20 protein-coding genes are annotated in these 21,946 nt (G+C 68.1%); 9 read left to right on the top strand and 11 right to left on the bottom strand.

Annotated elements, in window-relative coordinates:
- Nucleotides 1–365: 365 nt before the first annotated feature.
- The gene (tyrS, locus tag C693_RS0107040; protein ID WP_017461552.1) at nt 366–1,577 is read right to left on the bottom strand and encodes a tyrosine--tRNA ligase; all 1,212 of its coding nucleotides are present in this window, start codon (nt 1,575–1,577) and stop codon (nt 366–368) included.
- A 180-nt stretch (nt 1,578–1,757) separates the two neighbouring features.
- Between tyrS and C693_RS0107045 the strand changes: the two genes are divergently transcribed.
- Together C693_RS0107045 and C693_RS0107050 are read left to right on the top strand one after the other, a co-directional pair.
- Nucleotides 1,758–3,203, top strand: a complete 1,446-nt coding sequence (locus C693_RS0107045; RefSeq protein ID WP_043598532.1) for an OapA family protein — start codon at nt 1,758–1,760, stop codon at nt 3,201–3,203.
- Between the two features lie 7 nt (nt 3,204–3,210).
- The gene (locus tag C693_RS0107050) at nt 3,211–4,329 is read left to right on the top strand and encodes an anhydro-N-acetylmuramic acid kinase (protein WP_017461554.1); all 1,119 of its coding nucleotides are present in this window, start codon (nt 3,211–3,213) and stop codon (nt 4,327–4,329) included.
- On the opposite strand, the gene C693_RS21300 is transcribed toward C693_RS0107050, so the two are convergent.
- The 3 genes from C693_RS21300 to C693_RS0107065 form a co-directional block, all read right to left on the bottom strand.
- Nucleotides 4,311–4,640 carry a hypothetical protein gene (locus tag C693_RS21300; RefSeq protein WP_017461555.1) on the bottom strand — a complete coding sequence of 110 codons (330 nt, stop codon included), beginning with the start codon at nt 4,638–4,640 and terminating at the stop codon, nt 4,311–4,313. The two genes, C693_RS0107050 and C693_RS21300, sit on opposite strands and share 19 nt — an antisense overlap.
- A gap of 92 nt (nt 4,641–4,732) precedes the next feature.
- Nucleotides 4,733–6,031: an AmpG family muropeptide MFS transporter gene (locus C693_RS0107060; RefSeq protein WP_017461556.1), complete on the bottom strand. Its 1,299-nt coding sequence runs from the start codon at nt 6,029–6,031 to the stop codon at nt 4,733–4,735.
- Complete coding sequence (locus C693_RS0107065) at nt 6,021–6,788, bottom strand: exodeoxyribonuclease III (RefSeq protein ID WP_017461557.1); 768 nt, start codon at nt 6,786–6,788, stop codon at nt 6,021–6,023. Before C693_RS0107065 ends, C693_RS0107060 begins: the two co-directional genes overlap by 11 nt.
- Before the next feature lie 144 nt (nt 6,789–6,932).
- Here C693_RS0107065 and pyrE point away from each other — a divergent pair, with 144 nt between their 5' ends.
- Complete coding sequence (pyrE, locus tag C693_RS0107070) at nt 6,933–7,580, top strand: orotate phosphoribosyltransferase (RefSeq protein ID WP_017461558.1); 648 nt, start codon at nt 6,933–6,935, stop codon at nt 7,578–7,580.
- Between the two features lie 73 nt (nt 7,581–7,653).
- On the top strand, nt 7,654–8,304 hold the full coding sequence (locus C693_RS0107075; RefSeq protein ID WP_017461559.1) for a hypothetical protein: 651 nt from the start codon (nt 7,654–7,656) through the stop codon (nt 8,302–8,304).
- A 9-nt stretch (nt 8,305–8,313) separates the two neighbouring features.
- Here C693_RS0107075 and C693_RS0107080 read toward each other — a convergent pair whose 3' ends face one another.
- The 3 genes from C693_RS0107080 to coaBC are packed head-to-tail and all read right to left on the bottom strand — an operon-like array spanning nt 8,314 to nt 12,317.
- Nucleotides 8,314–10,644 carry a phosphomannomutase/phosphoglucomutase gene (locus C693_RS0107080; RefSeq protein WP_017461560.1) on the bottom strand — a complete coding sequence of 777 codons (2,331 nt, stop codon included), beginning with the start codon at nt 10,642–10,644 and terminating at the stop codon, nt 8,314–8,316.
- 15 nt (nt 10,645–10,659) lie between these two features.
- Nucleotides 10,660–11,115: a dUTP diphosphatase gene (gene dut / locus C693_RS0107085; protein WP_017461561.1), complete on the bottom strand. Its 456-nt coding sequence runs from the start codon at nt 11,113–11,115 to the stop codon at nt 10,660–10,662.
- On the bottom strand, nt 11,112–12,317 hold the full coding sequence (gene coaBC, locus C693_RS0107090; RefSeq protein WP_017461562.1) for a bifunctional phosphopantothenoylcysteine decarboxylase/phosphopantothenate--cysteine ligase CoaBC: 1,206 nt from the start codon (nt 12,315–12,317) through the stop codon (nt 11,112–11,114). Before coaBC ends, dut begins: the two co-directional genes overlap by 4 nt.
- A gap of 153 nt (nt 12,318–12,470) precedes the next feature.
- Here coaBC and C693_RS22970 point away from each other — a divergent pair, with 153 nt between their 5' ends.
- The 5 genes from C693_RS22970 to C693_RS0107115 all read left to right on the top strand — a co-directional run bounded on the left by C693_RS22970 (nt 12,471) and on the right by C693_RS0107115 (nt 17,026).
- Complete coding sequence (locus C693_RS22970) at nt 12,471–12,617, top strand: LysR substrate-binding domain-containing protein (RefSeq protein WP_198506848.1); 147 nt, start codon at nt 12,471–12,473, stop codon at nt 12,615–12,617.
- Between the two features lie 81 nt (nt 12,618–12,698).
- The gene (gene radC, locus C693_RS0107100; RefSeq protein ID WP_017461564.1) at nt 12,699–13,370 is read left to right on the top strand and encodes a RadC family protein; all 672 of its coding nucleotides are present in this window, start codon (nt 12,699–12,701) and stop codon (nt 13,368–13,370) included.
- 484 nt (nt 13,371–13,854) lie between these two features.
- Complete coding sequence (argS, locus tag C693_RS0107105; protein WP_017461565.1) at nt 13,855–15,543, top strand: arginine--tRNA ligase; 1,689 nt, start codon at nt 13,855–13,857, stop codon at nt 15,541–15,543.
- On the top strand, nt 15,544–16,248 hold the full coding sequence (locus C693_RS0107110; protein ID WP_017461566.1) for an SPOR domain-containing protein: 705 nt from the start codon (nt 15,544–15,546) through the stop codon (nt 16,246–16,248).
- A gap of 22 nt (nt 16,249–16,270) precedes the next feature.
- Nucleotides 16,271–17,026: an SDR family NAD(P)-dependent oxidoreductase gene (locus C693_RS0107115; RefSeq protein WP_017461567.1), complete on the top strand. Its 756-nt coding sequence runs from the start codon at nt 16,271–16,273 to the stop codon at nt 17,024–17,026.
- A gap of 26 nt (nt 17,027–17,052) precedes the next feature.
- Here C693_RS0107115 and C693_RS0107120 read toward each other — a convergent pair whose 3' ends face one another.
- From C693_RS0107120 to speA, 4 genes are all read right to left on the bottom strand, one after another.
- Nucleotides 17,053–18,255 (bottom strand): DUF3734 domain-containing protein, encoded by a 1,203-nt coding sequence (locus C693_RS0107120; RefSeq protein ID WP_017461568.1) that lies wholly within the window; start codon nt 18,253–18,255, stop codon nt 17,053–17,055.
- Between the two features lie 10 nt (nt 18,256–18,265).
- Nucleotides 18,266–19,015: an acetoacetate decarboxylase gene (locus C693_RS0107125; protein ID WP_017461569.1), complete on the bottom strand. Its 750-nt coding sequence runs from the start codon at nt 19,013–19,015 to the stop codon at nt 18,266–18,268.
- Nucleotides 19,016–19,095: 80 nt separating this feature from the next.
- Nucleotides 19,096–19,881: a 3-hydroxybutyrate dehydrogenase gene (locus tag C693_RS0107130; protein ID WP_017461570.1), complete on the bottom strand. Its 786-nt coding sequence runs from the start codon at nt 19,879–19,881 to the stop codon at nt 19,096–19,098.
- Nucleotides 19,882–19,966: 85 nt separating this feature from the next.
- Nucleotides 19,967–21,856, bottom strand: a complete 1,890-nt coding sequence (speA, locus tag C693_RS0107135; protein ID WP_017461571.1) for a biosynthetic arginine decarboxylase — start codon at nt 21,854–21,856, stop codon at nt 19,967–19,969.
- Between the last annotated feature and the right edge of the window lie 90 nt (nt 21,857–21,946).

The raw sequence follows: 21,946 nt of genomic DNA on the forward strand, positions 1-21,946 counted from the left end.
GTTTCTCGAATCGCCCCGAAGCGTTTCGCCTCAGGTGAGCCGCTCATTCTACATCGATTTCACTGCCCGTCAACACCTTCGTCACACTTGATTTCGAAGTTGTTGCCGCTCAGCCAGAAGTCGTTTTGGAAGAGAAGCGAGCCGCCTACTGTACAACATTTTTTCGATCTGGCAACACGAGCAGAAGAATTTCTTCAGCGATGTGTTTCCGGTCGAAGCAGTGTCGCCACGGCGGGGGGCGCATAGTAGGCACACCCCCATGGGTTGGCAAGCGTTTTCCCGAAGATTGTCTGGTCCGCCACGCAAGTCGTTGTCCGGAAAGGCGCCCGCCTCGAGCGCCGGCGTCGCTGGGGCGAGCGGCGGGCTCAGGAAGCCTTGAGGAGCACGCGGGCGAAGTTGCGCTTGCCCACCTGCAGGACGCCTTCGAAGCCCGCAACGAACACCTGCTGGGGATCTTCGACCACCTGGGCATCGATCTTGACCGCGCGCTCCTTGAGCTTGCGATTGGCCTCCGAGTTGCTCGCCGTGAGGCCCGCTGCTGTGAGCAGCGCCGGCAACCTGAGTCCATCGGCGGGGACGGCGATCTCGGACAACGGAAGCAACGACGTGTCGCCCTCACCCCGCACCACGGCGTGCCAGCCGGCAATGGCCTGGTCGGCGGCGGCCGCATCATGGAACCGGGTCACCAGCTCACGCGCGAGACGCAGCTTGGCGTCGCGCGGATTCAGGACGCCGCTGGCCACGTCGACCTTCATGCGAGCCATTTCCTCCAGCGACACCTCGAAGCTGAGCAGCTCGAACCATCGCCACATAAGCTCGTCGCCAATCTTCATCGTCTTGGTGACGATGTCGATCGCCGGCTCGTTGATGCCGATGTAGTTGCCCAGGGACTTGGACATCTTGTTGACCCCGTCCAGCCCCTCCAGCAACGGCATCGTCAGAACGATCTGGGGCGGCTGCCCGTGGTGTTCCTGCAGTGCGCGCCCCATCAGCAGGTTGAACTTCTGGTCGGTACCGCCGAGCTCGACGTCGCACTTCAGGGCCACCGAGTCGTAGCCCTGTACCAGCGGATACAGGAACTCGTGGATGGCGATCGGCTGCTGTCCCGCGTAGCGCTTGGCGAAGTCGTCGCGCTCGAGCATGCGGGCCACGGTGTGCTGCGCAGCCAGCTTGATCATGTCGGCCGCGGTCATCTGGCCGAACCACTCGGAATTGAAGCGCACCTCGGTGCGCTCCTTGTCCAGCACCTTGAAAACCTGGGATGCGTACGTTTCGGCGTTGGCGAGCACGTCTTCACGCGACAGCGGCCGGCGGGTGACGTTCTTGCCGGTGGGGTCGCCGATCATGCCGGTGAAGTCGCCGATCAGGAAAATCACCTGGTGCCCCAGGTCCTGGAACTGACGCATCTTGTTGAGCAGTACGGTGTGCCCGAGGTGGAGATCGGGCGCCGTCGGATCGAAACCCGCCTTGATCCGCAGCGGGCGACCCGCCTTGAGACGCTGCTCCAGCTCCTCGCGCTTGATGATCTCGTCCGCTCCGCGAGCGATGGTGGCCAACGCCTGTTCCAACTCGTTCATGCAATCCTCGGATTTAGTTGTCTAGACAGCCACTCGGGTGACCGACTTCACAGGGGTGAAGTTAATTGTGCGTTAACCAAGAACCTAGCGCAAACCATTGATGGAAAAGGCGTTGACACCCTTTACACATGGCCGTTACGGTACCGGCCGGTCGCAGGTTTTCGGGTGGGGTCATGCATTATGAGTGAGGGGTCGCAGGTGGCGCACGCGGCGCGCAAGCAGGCCATTCGCCGCAAGGCGCAGCGCAGGCACTCCCACTTTTACGAGCGTTGCTCGCACTGGTCGTTCAACCGCAACGGCGAAGCCGAGCCTATCCGCTGGCATCGCGAGCGCTGGGTGCTCGCCGCCACTGCATTGTTGATCACTGCGCTGTCCGGCTTCCTGCTTCCCGCCTGGGCATCGGCCATGCGCACGCCGCCGGCTGCCGAAGCACACACGCTGCTGCCGCTGGCGTTGCCGAAGGCGTCGCCGGCCACGACGCAGGCGCCGACCGTCGAGGACTGGCAGCGGGTCCAGGTCGAGCCGGGTCAGACACTTTCGGACATCTTCGCCAACCAGGGCCTGAGCATGTCCGATCTGCAGCGGGTGATGGACGCCGCGGGTGACGCCCGTTCGGCGCTGCACAGCATCCGCCCGCACCAGGAATTCGACTTCCTGCTCGGCAGCGACGGCAGCCTGAAGGGCCTGCGCTTCGACCGCGACTCCGCGACCCGCGCGATGGTCCGCTTCGACGACGGCACCGCCAAACTGACGCTGGAGCCGCGCGACATGGATACGCGCGAACACGTCGCGCATGGCGTGATCGACAGCTCGCTGTACGCGGCGGGAGCTCACGCCGGGATGAGCCCGGGCATGGTCGGCAAGCTGGCGGACCTGTTCAAGTACGACATCGATTTCGTGCAGGACCTGCGCGTCGGCGACAGCTTCACCGTCATCTACGACGACATCTATCGCGACGGCAGCTACTACACCGAAGGCGACATCGTCGCCGCGGAGTTCGTCAACCAGGGGCATCGCTACACGGCCTACCGTTTCAAGAAGGCCGATGGCAACTACGGCTGGTTCAGCGAGGACGGGCGCCCGATCCAGAAATCGTTCCTGCGCATCCCGGTCGATTTCACGCGCATCTCATCCACCTTCAGCGCGGCGCGCATGCACCCGATCCTTGGCCGCATGCGTGCGCACAAGGGCGTGGACTACGCCGCTCCCACGGGCACCCCGATCCATGCCGCGGGCGACGGCGTGATCAAGTTCCGCGGCTGGATGCGCGGCTACGGCAACTTCGTGATCCTGCAGCACAACAAGTCGATCTCCACGGCCTACGGCCACATGTCCCGCTTTGCGGCGGGCGAGCGCGTCGGCCAGCACGTGCGCCAGGGCCAGGTGATCGGTTATGTCGGCATGACCGGCCTGGCCACGGGCCCGCACCTGCACTACGAATTCCGTGTCAACGGCGTGCAGCGCAACCCGCAGACTGTGACGCTGCCCAAGCCCGAGCCGCTGCCGCAGGCCCAGCTCGCGAAGTTCGAAGCCCAGGTCGTGCGTCCGCAGCTGGCGCGTCTCAAGCAGGTGGACCAGAACGTCAAGCTCGCGATGGCCAACAGCCGCCAGCACAGCGACGAATGACCCCTGCGTGGAACCCGCGGATTCGCTTTATCTCGGCCTGATCTCCGGCACCAGCGCCGACGGCATCGATGCGGCGCTGGTGAGTTTCGACGGCGGCGCGCCGCGTCTGCTGCTTGGACTGACCCATCCGTGGCCCGAGGAACTGCGCCAGCAGATCCTCGGCGTCGCACAGGGGGAACTCCCGGTTGACCTCGACCTGCTCGGGCGACTGGATGTCGCCATGGGCTACGGCTTCGCCGAGGCGGTGAATCGCGTGCTGGACGCGGCCGGGGTGACACCCGATCGGGTCCGCGCGATCGGCTCGCATGGACAGACCCTGCGGCATCGGCCGACCGGCAGGCATCCCTTCACCCTGCAGCTCGGCGATGCCAGCGTGATCGCCGAACAGTGCGGCATCGACGTCGTCGCCGACTTCCGTCGCGCCGATGTGGCCGCAGGTGGCCAGGGCGCGCCACTGCTGCCGGCCATGCATGCCATGTTGCTTGGCCAGCCGGGGGAGGCCCGGGTGGTGCTCAATCTCGGCGGCATCGCCAACATCACCTGTCTCGGTGTCGACGGCAGCGTGCTCGGCTTCGATACCGGCCCTGCCAACGGGCTGATGGATGCATGGTGCGCCCGGCATCGCGGTGAGCCGTTCGACCGGGATGGCCAATTCGCCGGGGAGGGGCGCACGGATGAGGCGTTGCTGCACACCCTGCTCCAGGATCCCTACTTCGCGCTGGCGCCGCCCAAGAGCACCGGCCGCGAACATTTCCACCTGGCCTGGCTCGAGCAGCAGCTGGCCGGGCGTGCGATCTCGCCCGCCGACGTGCAGGCCACATTGCTGGAACTGTCCGCGCGCAGCGTCGCCGACGCGATCGCCGGGCACGCGCCCGACACCCGGCGGGTGCTGGCCTGCGGCGGGGGCGTGCACAACCGCGCATTGATGGAGCGCCTCGCCGTGCGGCTGGCGCCGGCAGCGTTGCAAAGCACCGCAAGCTACGGCGTGGATCCGGACTTCCTGGAGGCGATGGCGTTTGCCTGGTTGGCGCGGCAGCGGCTGCTGGGACGGCCCGGCAACCTGCCCGCGGTCACCGGCGCCCGCGGACCGCGCATCCTTGGCGCCATCTACTCCGCATCCCGCTGAGCGGGGCCGTGTTCTTCGTCGCCAAAAGGCGACGCGGCGACACTCACCAACTGGCTCGCGGGCGCCACCGACAGCGCCTGGACCGCTTCGTGGAAGGCCGCACGCTCGGCCGCGTCCCAGTGGCCGCTGAGTACCACCGCATCGGCATCGATCAGGTTCTCGGAGAAGGCGACCCCGCCGTCGCTCATGCCCAGGCCGTGCCGGAGGGCATGCAGCACCACGTCATTGATCGACCAATGGCGCGACTTGGCCAGCGCCTTGATGCGCTCGGCCATCACGTTGTCGATATGGCGTACGACGAGATCCGGCATGGGCGCCACTCCAAGTCACGCATGCCCCCTGTGCGCAGGATGGTCGCACAAACCCGCCGGCCGCTACCACGTACCGGGCTCCGACGCGCGACTCAGCGCACGTCGTGGCCGGCATCCCGGAAGCGTCTGCGGATCAAGGCGAACAGAACCACCGCCGGCACGATGCCCAGTACCGTGATGACGAAGAACCCGCCATAACCGACCGCCATCGCGATCTCGCCGGCGAAGAACCCCAGCACCTTGCCCGGCAGGTTAACGAGGGAGCTGAGCAGCGCGTACTGCGTAGCCGTGTGCTCGCGGTTCACCAGAGAGGAAAGGAATGCCACCGTGGGCGGGCCGAGCATGCCCAGGGTGAGGTTCTCGCCCGAGATCACCAGGGTGAGCATCCACAGGTTGCCGTGGTGCTGCATCAGCAGCAGATAAAGAAGATTGCTGGTGCCGCACAGCACGATCATCACCGCCAGCGAGCGCCAGGCACCCCATCGCGCCACCATCGCACCACCGATGAACACGCCGACGATGCCGATCCAGATGCCGTAGATCTTGGTGATCGCGCCGATCTGCGTCTTGCTGAAGCCCATGTCGCGGTAGAACGGGCTCATCACACCGCCGATGGTGGCCTGCTCGGGCATCTTGAACAGCAGGATGAACGCCAGCGTGAGCAGCGCCAGCACGGCACCGTAGCGGCGGAAGAAATCGATGAAGGGATCGACCACACCCAGCTGCATCGCATCCAGCCAACGCGGTGGCGAGCGGCGCAGGACTTCGGGTTCCCTGGCGACGAGGGTCATGGCGATCGGCGGCAGCATGCAGGCCGCCATGCCGGCATAGATCACCGGCCAATGCACGTGGTCGGCGGCGATCAGCGCCAGCGCGCCTGCGGTGAGCAGGCCGATGCGATAACCCAGCGAGTAGGTGGCGACCAGCGCGCCCTGTGCCTCGATCGGGGCGATCTCGATGCGATAGGCATCGATGGCGATGTCCTGGGTGGCTCCGAAGAATGCCACCGCCAGCGTCGCGGCGACGAAAGGAGCCAGGTGCGCAGGGGTCAGCCAGGCCATCGCCAGCAGGCCAAGCACGACCCCGGCCTGGGCAAGCAGCAGCCAGCCGCGCCGCTGTCCCAGCCGCACGAAGCCCGGCAGGCGCCAGTGGTCGAGCAGCGGCGCCCACAGGAACTTCAGCGCGTAGGTCATGCCGGCGCTGGCGATCATGGTGATCTCCGACAGCACCACGCCGTGCTCCTTCAGCCAGTACGCCAGCGTGCCGGCGACCAGCAGGAACGGCAGGCCGGAGGAGAACCCGAACACCGCCATGGTCCACGCCGCCGGCTGGGTGAACGCCTGCCAGATCGACGGGCGCGGGGCCGGGGTGGCCACCGGCTCAGTCGGCATAGTCGACCGTGTACGGCGCGTGGTCGGAGAAGCGCTGGTCGCGGTAGATCGAGCAGTCGCGCAGGCGGTCGCGCAGCGCGGGCGAGACGATCTGGTAGTCGATGCGCCAACCCACGTCATTCTCCCGCGCGCGCCCGCGGTTCGACCACCACGTGTAGTCCTCGCCTTCCGGCCGGAGCGTGCGGTAGCTGTCGACCCAGCCGCGCTCGACCAGGCCGTTGAGCCAGTCGCGCTCCTCCGGCAGACAGCCGGAGTTCTTCTGGTTGGACTTCCAGTTCCTGATGTCCTTTTCGCTGCGCACGATGTTCCAGTCGCCGCAGATGACGTACTGGCGGTCGCTCTTCAGCCAGCCGTCGAAGATCGGTGCGATCCATTCCATGGCGCGGAACTTGAACTGCTGGCGCTCCTCGCCGGACGAACCGGAGGGGAAGTACAGCGACACCACCGAGAGCTTGCCGAAACGCGCCTCGATGTAGCGCCCCTCGTTGTCGAACTCGTCCCAGCCCAGCTCGGTGAGCACCGTGTCCGGTTCACGTTTGGCGTAGATCGCCACGCCGCTGTAGCCCTTCTTGCTGGTGGCGTCGCGGTAGAAACAGTGGTGTCCGTCGGGACGGAACATCGGGTCGGTGAGCTGGTCCTCCTGCGCCTTGGTCTCCTGCAGGCAGACCACATCGGCCTCCTGGGCGCGAAGCCAGGGAAATACCCCCTTGGTCGCCGCCGAACGGATGCCGTTGGCGTTGAGGCTGATGATGCGCATGCGTGCTCCTGCAGTCCGGCTTACGGTCAGGCCGGCATCATAGCAACCGTTGCAGCGGCACTCCGGGACCGGCTCCGAGCGTTACCATGACGCTTTGCGGTGGCGCTGCCGCCGCATCCCCGACCCAGCAGACCGGAATTCCCCGTGCACGATTACCAGCGCGACTTCATCGACCTGACTCTTCAACGCGAGGTGCTGCGCTTCGGCGAGTTCACCCTCAAGTCGGGGCGGATCAGCCCGTACTTTTTCAATATGGGACGGATCGATTCCGGCGCTGCGCTGGCCCAGCTGGGCCGGGCCTACGCGGCGACCATCCAGGCTTCCGGCCTGTCCGTGGACATGCTGTTCGGCCCCGCCTACAAGGGCATCGCGCTGGCCGCGGCCACCGCCATTGCGCTGGCCGAGCAGCACGGCCGTGACCTTCCCTGGGCCTACAACCGCAAGGAAGCCAAGGACCACGGTGAAGGCGGCACCCTGGTCGGCGCGCCGCTGCAGGGTCGCGTGCTGATCGTTGACGACGTGATGACCGCGGGCACCGCCGTGCGTGAATCGCTGGCGCTGATCCGCGCCGCCGGTGCCGAGCCGGCCGGCGTGCTGATCGCGCTGGACCGGCAGGAGCGGGGCCAGGGCGAGCTGTCGGCGGCACAGGAAGTAACGGCGGAATTCGGCATTCCGGTGATCGCGATCACCCGGCTGGACGACGTACTGGCCTACGCCGGCGAGCGGCCGTCGCTCGCGGCCGAGCATGCGCGCCTGCTCGCCTATCGCGCCCGCTACGGCGTGACCGGGTAAGCGAAAAGCTCCCCCGAAGCCCACCGTTCCGACCGTCGCGATCGCTATACTCCGCTCGATACGGAGGGGTTACATGCGCAAGTTCCTGATCGTTTCCGCCCTGTTGTCGGTCGTCGTCGGCACCACTGCCATCGCTCAGCAGAAAGGCAGTGCCGTGCAGTACCGCTGGCACGATGCGCATGGCCTGTTGCACTACAGCGACAGTCTTTCCGCCGACGCCATGGCCAACGGTTACGACATCGTCGACAGCCGCGGCATCGTCGTGCGCCACGTGGAGCGCCAGCTCACGGTGGAGGAGCGCGCCGCCGCAGAGAAGCTGGCCGCCATCGCCGCCGCCAAGAAGCAGGCCGAAGACGAACAGCGTCGCAACGACGATCAGATGCTCGCGGCCTATCCGAACGAGCCGGACCTGGTGAGCATGCAGAAGGACGAGCTCAATTCGATCGACCAGCAGATCTCGACCACCCGCAAGAGCCTGGCCACGCAGGAACAGGCGCTGGCCGACCTGCTCGGGCGAGCCGGCGAACTGGAGCGCGCCAAGCAGCCCGTGCCCAAATACCTCAACGACCGCATCGCCACCCAGCGCGGGGTGGTCGGCTCGCAGCGCGCCCTGCTCGAACGGCTGCAGCAGTCCTACGTCAACACGCAGCTGCGGCAGGAAAGCCAGCTCAGCCGGTATCGCGAACTGAAGAAGCAGATCGCCGGCGGCGATTCCGGCCACTGACCGTTCCGGTCAGAACGGCAGCTTCAGGCCGGGCTTCACCAGGAACAGCTGCTCGCGGAAGACCTGCTGGATGCGCTTGAGCGCGGTCGGGTTGTCCGCATCGAAGCGCAGCACCAGGGTCGGCGTGGTGTTCGACGCCCGCACGAGACCCCAGCCATCCGGCCAGTCGGCACGCACGCCGTCGATGGTCACCAGCGTGGCGTCCGGGAAGCTGGCCTTTTCACGGAAGGCGTCCATGAAGCGCTTCTGCTCGCCCTCCGCCAGGTCGATCTTCAGCTCCGGGGTGGATACGCCCTTCGGGCAGGTGGCGAAGATGTCCTCCGGGCTGCGGTCCTCCAGGTCGCCGGCGAGAATCTCCAGCAGCCGCGCGGCGGCATAGATGCCGTCGTCGAAACCGTACCAGCGCTCCTTGAAGAAGAAGTGCCCGCTCATCTCGCCGGCCAGCTCCGCGCCGGTCTCGCGCATCTTCGCCTTCATCAGCGAGTGGCCGGTACGCCACATCAGCGGGCTGCCGCCGGCGTCGAGAATCTGCCCCTTGAGGTGGCCGGTGCACTTGACGTCGTAGATGATCGTGGCACCCGGCTGGCGCGCCAGCACGTCGCGCGCGAACAGCATCAGGATGCGGTCCGGGTAGACGATCTCGCCTTCGCGGGTCACCACGCCGAGCCGGTCGCCGTCGCCATCGAACGCCACGCCAAGGTCGGCGCCCGTCTGCTTCACGGCAAGGATCAGGTCCTCGAGATTGGCCGGATCGGAGGGGTCCGGGTGATGGTTCGGGAAGCTGCCGTCAACATCGCAGTACAGCGGCACCACTTCGCAGCCGATGCCCTCCAGCACCTGCGGAGCGACCATGCCCGGGATGCCGTTGCCACAATCCACCACCACCTTGAGCATGCGCTCGGCCTGCACGTCCGAGGCGATCCGCTCGATGTAGTCGGGCACGACATCCAGATTCCGGGAGCTGCCGTGCCCGTCGTCCGGCAGGTCGCCTTCCACGATGCGACGGTACAGGTCCTGGATCGCCGCCTCGGCCAGCGTTTGCCCGCCGACGACGATCTTGAACCCGTTGTACTCCGGCGGATTGTGGCTGCCGGTGACCGCCACGCCACAACCGGTGTTGAGCCGGAATGCCGCGTAGTACACCACCGGCGTGGGCACCGCGCCGATGTCGATGACGTCAATGCCTGCCAGCTGCAGGCCTTCGGCCAGGGCCCCGGCCAGTTCCGGGCCGGAGCTGCGGCCGTCGCGGCCGACCACGATCTCGCGCAGACCCTGCTCGCGCATCATGCCGCCGATCGCCTGGCCCAGCCGCTTGGCCACGGGGCGGTCCAGCGTCTTGCCGACCACGCCGCGCACGTCGTAGGCGCGGAAGATCGATGGGTCGATGGTCACCACCGGCGGAGGCGCCTTCGGCGGCGCTCCCTGAGACGGCGGTGAAGGCGGCGGGATGGCCGGACGCGCCCGCTCGCGACGCGGTGGCAACGGAACGTCCTCCACCGCCGGCTCGGTCGCCTCGCTGCCCGGGCTCGCTCCCCGCAAACGCAGCAGCCATACGCCGGCACCCAGACCGAGCAGGCTCAGCAACGCGGCGAGCGGCCATTGGCGCGGCAGCACGATAAAGGCCGCCGGCAATGCCGCCGTGACGCTGAACGCGCTGTTCGGCACCGGCTCGCCGCTATCTTCCTCGGGCACCGCCGATGCGTTTCCGTGCGACAGCAGGCCGAGGTCGGTGCGGTCGTCGCCCTGGCGCAGCTCGATGCGACCGCCGGCCGGGGACACCGCATCGAAGGCCCTGGCCACCGGCTCGAACGGCATTTCCACCCACGCCCAGGCGACTGGGTGCTGCAGCGGACCGACCGGCATGGCAAACGAGACATGACGCCCGTCACGGGCATTCACCGATTCGGCCAGGGCCGGGCCATCGATGCTTTGCGCGGTGATCAACTGGGCGGCCTTGGCGTAGCCGAACTCGCGATAGTTGGCGTGCAGCACTTCACCCAGGGACGGACTGTAGAACTCCACCACCCGTGACCCGGGCACGGCCGCCTTCACCGCCGCCACGGCGGCATTGGCGTCGGCTGCCAGCGTGGCGGGATCGACCTGATCCAGCGCGTTACGGACCGCGCGACGCTGGCTGTCCAGCGCGGCCGACACGGCCCTGACCGCTGCGGCCTGGGCCTGATGGACGCGATCGTTGGCGTGTCCCTCGTTCGCGATCAGCCATGTTTGCCAGCCGGCAAACAAGCCGAGCACGACCAGCAGCGTGCCGACGGCCAGCGGCAACAGACGCCTCCAGTCGACCTCGGCCAGTGCGTTGGCCTTCCCCCAGCTCAAACCCATCCCCGCCCCCGCAGATCAGTTGATTCCGGTCGATCCGAAGCCGCCCTGCCCCCGTTCCGACGGTGCGAACTCTTCCACCACCTTCAGCCGCGCCTGCGCTACCGGCACGAGCAGCAGTTGTGCGATGCGGTCGCCCACCCCGATGGTGACCGGCTGGGCGCCGCGGTTCCAGCACGAAATCATCAGCGGCCCCTGGTAGTCGGCGTCGATGACGCCGACCAGGTTGCCCATCACCAGGCCCTGCTTATGCCCCAGACCGGACCGCGGCACGATCAGCGCACACCAGCCGGGATCGCCGATATGGATCGCGAAGCCGCTCGGCACCAGCAGGGTCTCGCCCGGAGCGAGGGTGGCCGGGGTCTCCAGCGCGGCGCGCAGGTCCATACCTGCGCTGCCCATGGTGGCCGGTTCCGGTAGCGGAATACTGTGGCCCAGTCGCGGATCGAGGATCTTCAGTTCGACGTCGATCACGCGCGCGCCCCCTGGAAGCGCTCGGCCACGCAGGCGACCAGTTCACGGGCCAGCTCGGCCTTGCCGGCCCGCGGCAGTTCGCGCGAACCGCCGTTCCAGTAGAGGGTGAGCGCGTTGTCGGCGGTCTCGAACCCCAGTCCCTCGCCCACCTGGTTGGCGGCGATCATGTCGAGCTTCTTGCGGTGCAGCTTGTCCTGCGCGTAGGTCGCCACGTCGTGCGTCTCGGCGGCGAAGCCGACCAGGAACGGATGCTCCGGCAACGCGGACAGGCTGGCCAGGATGTCGGGGTTTTCCGCCAGGGTCAGCACCAGGTCGGCACCGGCCTGCTTCTTCAGCTTGCACGGCGCCACCTGCTGCGGACGGTAGTCGCCGACCGCCGCCGCGGCGATGTAGATGTCGGCACCGTTCGAAGCCTCCAGCACCGCCGCATGCATCTGCGCCGCGCTGCGCACGTCGATCCGCTGCGCCACCCCGGCCGGCGTCGGCAGGCCCACCGGTCCGGCCACGAGCGTTACCCGGGCACCCGCCAGGGCGCAGGCCTCGGCCACGGCGAACCCCATCTTTCCGGAACTGCGGTTGCCGATGAAGCGCACCGGGTCGATGTCCTCGTAGGTCGGGCCCGCGCTGACCACCACGTGGCGGCCGGCCAGCAGGCCGCTGCCGAACGACGCTACCAGCGCGTCGCGCAGATCCATCGGCTCGAGCATGCGGCCGGAGCCGACGTCGCCGCAGGCCTGCTCGCCGGCGGCCGGGCCCAGCACGGTCACGCCGCGCGAGCGCAGCGTCGCCAGGTTCGCCTGCACCGCCGGATGCGCCCACATCTGCTGGTTCATCGCCGGCGCCACCGACACCGGGGCGGCGCTGGCCAGGCACAGGGTGGTCAGCAGGTCGTCGGCCTGCCCTTGCGCCAGCCGGGCCAGCACGTCGGCACTGGCCGGGGCGACGAGGATGCGTTCGGCCCAGCGCGCCAGTTCGATATGGCCCATCGCCGCCTCGGCCGATTCGTCCCACAGCGACACCCGCACCGGCGCGCCGGAGAGCGCCTGGAAGGTGGTCGGCGTGACGAAGTGGGTGGCGCCCTCGGTCATCACCACGCGCACCTCGGCGCCGAGGTCGCGCAGGCGACGGACCAGTTCGCAGGACTTGTAGGCGGCGATGCCGCCGGACACGCCCAGCAGGATGCGGCGGTGGGCAAGACTCATGGATGGGCCCGTGGTTCGTTTGGCCCGGTAGCTTACCGGAATCGCCCGTCGCGGCTGAGCTTGGTCGGGCGGGCGATCCCGGTGTGCGTCACACCACGGCCCGGGGTGCCAGCGGGTCACCCAGGCCAAGCCTGAACGGCGAGGTCCAGCGCTCTGGTCGAAGTGCTGCCCGACTTTCCCCCGGAGCCGTCCCCGGTCTACGTGCTTTACCCGCAGAACCGCCAGCTGTCGCCGCGGGTGCGGGTATTCATCGACTGGCTCAGCGCGGAGTTCGCCCGGCATCTGCCCGCGCCCGCCTGACCGCTTGGCGCGCGGTCGGCCCACGTCGCGGGTCGCGCTTTCCCGATGGGTGCGCGCTTTGGGCACCGGCACGCTGTGCGGATGAGCATCCGCCACTGGCCCGAAACCGAACGACCCCGCGAAAAGCTGCTGGCCCGCGGCTGCGCCGCGTTGACCGATGCCGAACTGATCGCCGTGCTGCTGGGCAGCGGCATCCCGGGTACCGACGCGATCGCGCTGGGCCGGGGCCTGCTGCAGGACAACGGAGGACTCGCCTCCCTGCTTGGCGCTCCAGCGGAGGCCATCAGCCGGCGCGGCATCGGCCCAGCCAAGCGCGCGCGCCTGATCGCTGCGCTGGAACTGGCCCGCCGCGCGCTGGGCGAACAGCTACGCGAACGCCCGGCGCTGAGCAGCCCGCGGGACAGCGGGGATTATCTGCGTGCGCAGCTGCGCGATCGTCCCTACGAGGTGTTCGCCTGCCTGTACCTGGACAACCGACACCGCGTGCTGGCGTTCGAGGAGCTGTTTCGCGGCACCGTCGACGGCGCCAGCGTGCATCCGCGCGAAGTCGTGCGCGCCTGCATAAGGCACAACGCCTGCGCGGTGATCTTCGCGCACAACCATCCGAGCGGCGTGGCCGAGCCCAGTGCGGCCGACCGGGCGATCACCCGCGAGCTGCGTGACGCGCTGCAGCTGATCGGGGTGCGCGTGCTCGACCATCTGGTCATCGGGGCCGGCGCGCCCGTGTCGATGGCCGAGCGCGGGCTGATCTGAGCATCAGCGGATCGCGAGGGTCAAAAAAAAGGGCGATGCAGGCTCACGCCGCACCGCCCATGCCGTTTTTTGGGGAGGGTGGAGAACACGGTATCTCCTGGCGCCCGACGACTCCGGGGAGGATAGGTCGTCGAGCACGGGGCGCAGTGTGGCGGCGCCGCATGACAGGTGCGTGACGCTGGCGCGTCGTGCGCGGGACAACGCAGGTACGCGGAAAGTTATGCACATTTCGCCAGGAAGGGCATTTGCGGGACCAACATGACCCGCAAGCAAGATACTTGCTTCAAAATATTGAAATTAATACATTTTTGCACATTCGCCACGATGAAAACGGCACGGGAGCCCGGCTGGGCCGACAAACGTGTCACCTTTCCCACAGAGTTATCCACAGGCCTGCTCCCGCACCGCATCAGGACCGCTCCGGGCTGACGCTCAGCCTTGCTCTGTTAGCATTGCCGGTCCAATTGCTTGCCGACCCCGACCCGTGAAAGATCAGCTGCGCGCCCTGCTGCTGCAGGCCCTCGACGGCCTGCGCACCGATTCCACCCTCCCCGCCGATCTCGTGATCCCGCATTTCGTGATCGAGCGAGCGCGCAGCCGCGAGCACGGCGATTTCGCCACCAACCTGGCGATGCTGCTGGCCAAGCCGGCCCGGGCCAAGCCACGCGAGCTGGCCGAAAAGCTGGTTGCGGCGCTGCCGGCCAACCCGCTGGTGGCGAAAGTCGAGATTGCCGGCCCCGGCTTCATCAACTTCTTCCTCGCCGTCGAGGCCTACCACGCCGAAGTGCGGCGGATCTTCGCCGAAGGCGATGCCTACGGTCGCAACGCCAGTGGCGGCGGGCATACCGTGGGCGTGGAATTCGTCTCGGCCAATCCGACCGGGCCGCTGCATGTCGGTCACGGCCGCAACGCCGCGCTGGGCGACTGCGCGAGCCGCCTGCTGGCGGCCACGGGCTGGAACGTGAAGCGCGAGTTCTACTACAACGACGCCGGCGTCCAGATCGCCAACCTGGCGATCTCGACCCAGGCCCGCGCGCGCGGGCTGGCGCCCGGGGACGCGGGCTGGCCGGAAGACGGCTACCGCGGCGACTACATCGCCGACGTGGCCAGGGCCTATCTGGCCGGCGACAGCGTGACGGTGGAAGACCACACCGTCACCGGCGCGAAGGATCCGGAGAATCTGGACGCGATCCGCGCGTTCGCCGTGGCCTACCTGCGCCGCGAGCAGGACCTGGACCTGAAGGCCTTCGGCGTGGGCTTCGACACCTACTACCTGGAGTCGTCGCTGTACGCCGACGGCAAGGTGGAGGAAACCGTGCGCGAACTGACCGCGCACGGCCATACCTACGAGGAAGGCGGTGCACTGTGGTTGCGCACCACCGATTTCGGCGACGACAAGGACCGCGTGATGCGCAAGTCCGACGGCACCTACACCTATTTCGTGCCGGACGTGGCCTATCACCTCAGCAAGTGGCAGCGCGGCTACGAGAAGGCGATCACCGTGCTCGGCTCCGACCACCACGGCTCGCTGGCCCGGGTGAAGGCCGGCCTGCAGGCGCTGGACTGCGGCATTCCCAAGGGCTATCCGGACTACATGCTGTACCAGATGGTGACGGTGATGCGCGGCGGCGAGGAGGTGAAGATCTCCAAGCGCGCCGGCAGCTACGTGACCCTGCGCGACCTGATCGACGAGGTCGGCCGCGACGCCACGCGCTACTTCCTGATCGCCCGCAAGGGCGACTCGCAGCTGGTGTTCGACATCGACCTGGCCCGTTCGCAGACCAACGACAACCCGGTCTACTACATCCAGTACGCCCACGCCCGCGTGTGCAGCGTGCTGCGCCAGGCGGCGGAGAAAGGCCTGGCCGTGGACCTCGACGCCGGACTGGCGCAGCTGGCCCGACTGGACAGCGAGCACGAGCAGGTGCTGCTGACCGAGCTGTCGAAGTACCCCGAAATGGTTGAGGCCGCGGCCGAGCACCTCGAACCGCACCTGATCGCCGGCTGGCTGCGCGAGCTGGCCAACGCGTTCCACGCCTACTACAACGCGCACCAGTTCCTGGTCGAGGATGCCGAGCTGCGCAACGCCCGCCTGGCGTTGTCCGTGGCCACCCGCCAGGTGCTGAGGAACGGTCTGGACCTGTTGGGCCTGAGCGCCCCGGAGAGCATGTAAATGGCAGCACGCAAGGGCAAGGGCCGGCAGGCCGTCCGCCACAAGAAGGGCGGCATCCCGGGTTGGGCGATCCTCGCCGTGGGCATCCTCGGCGGTGCCCTGCTGATGGTGATGCTGATGCGCAAGTCGCTGCTGCCGATGGCGCCGACCGGGCCGCAGCCCAACCCGCAGGCCACCGCCCAGCGCGGCAGCGATCCGGGCGCGGTGGCGCCGGGCAGCGCCGCCACGACGCCGAAGAAGCCGCAGTACGACTTCTATTCGCTGCTGTCGGAGAAGGAAGTGCGCATCCCCGACTCGGTGATCAGCGCCCAGGCGCGCGCCGAGCAGCAGAAGCAGCAGCAGGCGCGCGAGGCCGCGGCCGCCCAGATCGCCGCCCAGCAGCAGGCCAGCGTGCCCCCGCCGCCGCCCGGCGTGACGCGCGAAAACGTCACCGCCGCACCGGCCGCCGCCGTCCAGGCACCGGCCGCCGGCAGCGGGTACCTGTTGCAGGTCGGCGCGTTCCCGAATGCCGCCGACGCGGAAAGCCTGAAGGCACGACTGGCGCTGCAGGGCTTCGTTGCCAACGTGCAGTCGGTCACCGTGGGTGGCCAGGTGTTCCATCGCGTGCGGCTGGGGCCGTTCCGTTCGGCCACCGAGCTGGAATCGGCCAAGCAGCGGCTGGCGAACGCCGGCATCAACGCGATCGCCCTGAAGGAAGGCCACTGAGCCACTTAGCGAGTCCCGAACGATGAACACCAAGACCGCACTGATCACCGGCGCCACCTCCGGCTTCGGCGCCGCCGCCGTGGACCGCTTCGTCGCCGGCGGCTGGCGCGTGGTCGCCACCGGCCGCCGCGCCGAGCGGCTGCAGAAGCTGGTCGACAAGCATGGTGCCGACCGCGTGCATCCGCTGGCCTTCGACATGCGCGACGAGGCCGCGATGCGCGCGGCGATCGCCGGGCTGCCGGCCGAGTTCGCCGGCATCGACCTGCTGGTGAACAACGCCGGGCTGGCGCTGGGCACCGCGCCGGCACAGCAGGCGGACCTGGCCCAGTGGAAGCAGATGATCGACACCAACATCACCGCCCTGGTGACGATCACCCACCTGCTGCTGCCCACGCTGGTCGAGCGTCGCGGCGCGATCGTCAACATCAGCTCGATCGCCGGCAGCTACCCGTACCGGGGCGGCAATGTATACGGCGGCAGCAAGGCCTTCGTCAGCCAGTTCACCCAGAACCTGCGCACCGACCTGCACGGCACCGGCGTGCGGGTGAGCTCGATCGAGCCGGGCATGGCGCAGACCGAGTTCACCCTGGTGCGCACCGGCGGCGACCAGTCCGCCTCGGACCAGCTCTACGCCGGGGTCGATCCGATCACCGCCGAAGACATCGCCGGGTCGATCTGGTGGATCGCCACCCTGCCGCCGCACCTCAACATCAACCGGCTCGAAGTGATGCCGGTGAACCAGTCGGCCGCCGGCCTGCAGGTGCATCGCGACGCCTGACGCCCCGCCGCCTGCCGGCAGACCGATCAGCCCCGATGCACGTCGTGGGTCACGAACGGATGCTCGGCGTCGGGGTAGTCCAGCCAGTGCGGATGGGCCAGGGTGTGGCGCATGTCGTCCAGTCCGGCGCGCCAGTGGCGGCGCATGCTGTTGGCGCTGAACTCGTAGTCCTTGTAGTGCCCTTCGTACGGCTTGTCGCGGTAGATCAGGTGCACCAGGTTGGTCAGCGCTCCGGACGAGCGCGCCTGCGCCCGCACGAATGCCGGATCGTCGCGGCGGGACTCGGGTACCAGCGTCATCAGGTCGTGCAGCAGGCGCTGGTGCTCGTGCTCGCGCGCCATGTATTCGGTGACCAGCCGGGTGCGGCTGGAGAACTGGATGTCCTTGCTGCGCGAGGCGACCTGCGGCAGGTCGTGCGGCAGCTCGCCCATCGCACTCCACAGGTCGACCTGGAAGATCAGCGCATCGTGGGCCGGGCGGTCGCGCAGCACCTTGTACAGCGGCGTGTTGGAGACCATGCCCCCGTCCCAGTAGAACTCGCCGTCGATCTCCACCGCCGGAAAGCCCGGCGGCAGCGCGCCGGAGGCCATGAAGTGCTCGGCGCGCAGGGCCTGCCGGGTGCTGTCGAAGTACTCGAAGTTGCCGTTGCGCACGTTCACCGCACCCACCGAGACGCGGATCGTGCGCGGGTCGTTGATCCGGTCGAAATCGACCAGCCGCTCCAGCGTGCTGCGCAGCGGCCCGGTGTCGTACCAGCTGGCCAGGTGCGGCCCGCGGCGCCACGGCGCCAATGGGGGAATCGGCATGCGCGGCAGGAAGAAGCCCGCCTGGCCTTCCAGCAGCGCGCGCATCGCCGCCATGCCGCTGAGGCCGTGCTGCAGCGGCAGCGGCCACGGCAGGTCGTCGAACTCCGGCGACGCCAGCGGTGCCGGCAGGAACGGCGGCTTGCAGATGGTCTTCCAGAACTCGCGCAGCTTCGCCACCCGGTGTTCCGGCGCGTTGCCGGCGATCACCGCCGCGTTCAACGCGCCGATGGAGATGCCTGCCACCCAGTTCGGCAGGCGACCGCTGGCATGCAGGCCTTCGTAGACGCCGGCCTGGTAGGCGCCGAGGGCGCCTCCGCCCTGCAGCACGAGGGCGACGGTGGGGTACTCGCGCGCGGCCGGGGTCGCCGCCTTGCGCGGTGCGGCGGGCTTGCGGGCGCGGGACCTGGATGGAGGGTTGGTCATCGCATGTTCCTCAGGCGACCGGATCGGCAAGGTAGTCATGCACCACCTCGCCGAGCGCCAGGGTCAGGTCGCAGACGAAGTGCAGGGCCGATTCGATCTTCAGCACCGGCAGATCGGCCACCGGTGCCAGCGCATGCGGATGCAGCTCCAGCGAGGCCGGCCCGGCCCAGGCCCCCCTCAGCGTGATGTCGGTGGTGAAATAGCGCACCAGCTCGCAGATGCGCGGCGTGCCGTCGACGTGCGGGATGATCTTGAGCAGGAAATTCGGCGCCTGCAGCGCCGCCATCACCGCGGCATGGTCGGCCTGGCGATGCTTGTAGCCCATGGTCGCCTTGGCCACGCGCACCTTGCCGTAGTCCAGCGTGCCGACCAGGGTGTCGGTTTCCACCTCCAGCTCGGGCGACGCCAGCTTCTTCGGGAAACCCCACAACTCGCGCCCACCGGCGATCGGCGGGTGGTCGTTGAGGTACATCGAGTGCACGTAGCCGCCGTGCACACCCTGGAAACGCACCGGGATCACCTGCCCGCTCTCGGTGTAGTCGCCGAAACCGGTGGAGTCCGGCATGCGGATGAATTCGTACTTCACCAGCGGCTCGGTCACTTCCAGCGGCTCTGGCACCACCGCGCGCAGGGCATCGAGGTCGGTGCGGTAGGTGATGACCAGGAACTCGCGATTGACGAAACGGTAGGGCCCCGGCGGAAACGCCGGACTGGTCAGCGGCATGGCGAACGCGTTCGCCCGGACATCGGCCTGCTTCATGCGTGATCACTCCATCGAAAACACGGCACAAGGGCACGACGCGGCAGCCCTGCCGCGTCGTGGCGGTTCCACTCGGGGTGTTACTGCATGTACCAGCCGTGGCTGACCACGAACGACTGCCCGGTCAGCGCGGCGGACGGGAAGGTGGCCAGGTAGAGCGCGGTCTGCGCGATGTCCTCGACCGTGGTGAACACGCCGTCCACGGTGTCCTTGAGCATCACGTTCTTGATGACCTGGTCTTCGCTGATGCCGAGCTCCTTGGCCTGCTCCGGGATCTGCTTCTCCACCAGCGGCGTGCGCACGAAGCCGGGGCAGATCACGTGCGAGCGCACGTTGTGCGGCGCGCCTTCCTTGGCCAGCGCGCGGGCCAGGCCAAGCAGGCCGTGCTTGGCGGTGACGTAGGCCGACTTGAGCTTGGAGGCCTCGTGCGAATGCACCGAACCCATGTAGATCACGATGCCGCCCTGGTCGCCCTTGTACATGTGCTGCAGGGCGGCCTTGGTGGTGAGGAAGGCGCCATCGAGATGGATCGCCAGCATCTTCTTCCAGTCGCTGAAGGCGAACTGGTCGATCGGGTTGATGATCTGCACACCGGCGTTGGAGATCAGGATGTCCAGCCGGCCGAACGCGGCCACCACCTTTTCGGTACCGGCGTTGACGGCGGCCTCGTCGGTGACGTCCATCACCACGCCGATCGCCTTGCCGCCGGCGGCGGTGATCTCCGCCGCCGCGGCATCCGCGGCCTGCTGGTTGATGTCGGCGATGGCGACCGCGGCGCCTTCCTTCGCATACAGCTCGGCGATCGCCTTGCCGATGCCGCTGGCTGCGCCGGTGATCAGTGCAACCTTGCCGTCCAGACTTGCCATGAGCGTTCTCCTGTGGGTCTCGGGGAAGTTTTGCAGTGCATCATTCTGCGCCCCTTGTCGTGACAGGAAAAGCGTGGCGGCCGGATCAGTCCGTTTCCGGCGCCAGATAGGTGTATGCCGTCAGGCCCGCATCCAGGCTCGCAAAAAGCTGCGCCGCCGGCTCGCCGTCGATACCCGCCGCCGCGATGCGCTCGCGATAGCTGCGGCGCAGCGCGGCGAGGTCGTAGCCGACGTAGTCCAGCATCAGGTCGGTGGTGTCGCCGCGACGCTTGTGGGCGAAGGTGAAGCCCTCGCCCTCCGCGCGCACGTTCACCGCGTCGGTGTCGCCGAACAGGTTGTGGATGTCGCCCAGGGTCTCCTGGTACGCGCCGACCATGAACAGGCCCAGGCAGTAGCTCTCGCCGCTCTTGAGCGGATGCAGCGGCAGGCTCACGTCCACGCCCTCGGCGTCGACGTAGTGGTCGATGCGGCCGTCCGAATCGCAGGTCAGGTCGACGATCACGCCACGGCGCGTCGGCGCCTCGTCCAGCCGCGCGATCGGCGCGATCGGGAAGATCTGCTCGATCGCCCAGATGTCCGGCACCGACTCGAACACCGAGAAATTGACGAAGTACTTGTCGACCAGCTTCTCGTCCAGCTCGTCCAGCGCCTGCCGGTGCGCCCGCTCACCCGGCAGCAGGCGGGCGCGCACCGCGTTGGCGATGGCGTAGTAGGCCTCGTCCAGCCGCGCGCGGTCGGCCAGCGGCAACTGGCCCAGTGCGTACAGTGCCTGGCCCTCGGCCAGGTGGTGCTGGGCCTCGTGGAACAGCTCCAGCGGCGGGCGCGCGTCCAGCTCCTCGTAGACCTCGCGCAGGTGGCGCAGCACCGGTGGCTCGTCCGCGCGCGGCGGCGGGATCGCGCCGGCCGGCACGCTCTCCACCTCGCTCACGTCCACCACCAGCACCGCGTGGTGAGCGGTCATCGCGCGGCCGGCCTCGGTGAGGATGTGCGGCGCCGGCAGGCCCTCGGCCGCCACCGCTTCGGCCAGCGACTGCACGATGGTCGCGGCGTACTGCTCGATCGAGTAGTTGATCGAGTTGTGGCTGCGCGAGCGCGAGCCCTCGTAGTCCACGCCCAGACCACCACCGACGTCGACGATCTCCAGCGGCACGCCCTGCTTGCGCAGCTCGACGAAGTAGCGGGTCGCCTCGCGCATGCCGTTGGCGATGTCGCGCACGTTGGAGATCTGCGAGCCCATGTGGAAGTGCTGCAGCTTCAGCGTGTGCTTGAGCCCGGCCGCGTCCAGCCGTTCGATCAGGGTCAGCACCTGGCTCGGCGACAGGCCGAACTTGCCCTTGTCGCCGCCGGTGTTCTGCCATTTGCCCGCGCCGATCGAGGCGAGCCGCACGCGCACGCCGAGCAGCGGCTCCACGTCCAGCGCCTTCGCCTCGGCGAACACGTGGTCGAGCTCGGACAGCTTTTCGATCACGATGTGCACGCGCAGGCCGAGCTTCTTGCCGATCAGCGCCAGGCGGATGTATTCGCGATCCTTGTAGCCATTGCAGATGACGATGGAACCGGGCCGCGCCATCGCCAGCACCGCCATCAGCTCCGGCTTGGAGCCGGCTTCCAGGCCGAAGCCCTCGCGGCCGGCGTGCACCAGCTCGCTCACCACGCTGTGCTGCTGGTTGACCTTGATCGGGTAGATCGCGGTGTAGCCACCCGCGTATTGCCACTCGGCGATCGCCTTGGCGAACGCACCCTGCAGCCTGGCCAGACGGTCGGCCAGGATGTCGGGAAAGCGCACCAGCAGCGGCAGCCGCAGCCCTTCGTCGCGCGCCTGCGCCACGATGCGCGGCAGCGACATCGACGGGCCGGCGGCGCCGCGCGGGCGCATGACCATCTCGCCGGCCTCGCCGACATCGACGTAGCCGTCGCTCCAGTGCGGCACGGCATAGGTGTGACGGGCGGCGGCGCGGTCCCAGGAACTCGCCATGGACGGAATCTCCTTGTGCAAACGGAAGTCGCAGCGGCGAGCCTTGACGAGAGCAGGAGGTCTGCCGGCCGGAAGCCTCGCACGCCGCGG

The sequence above is a fragment of the Dyella ginsengisoli LA-4 genome (assembly GCF_000334915.1).
Taxonomy (GTDB): Bacteria; Pseudomonadota; Gammaproteobacteria; order Xanthomonadales; family Rhodanobacteraceae; genus Dyella_A; species Dyella_A ginsengisoli_A.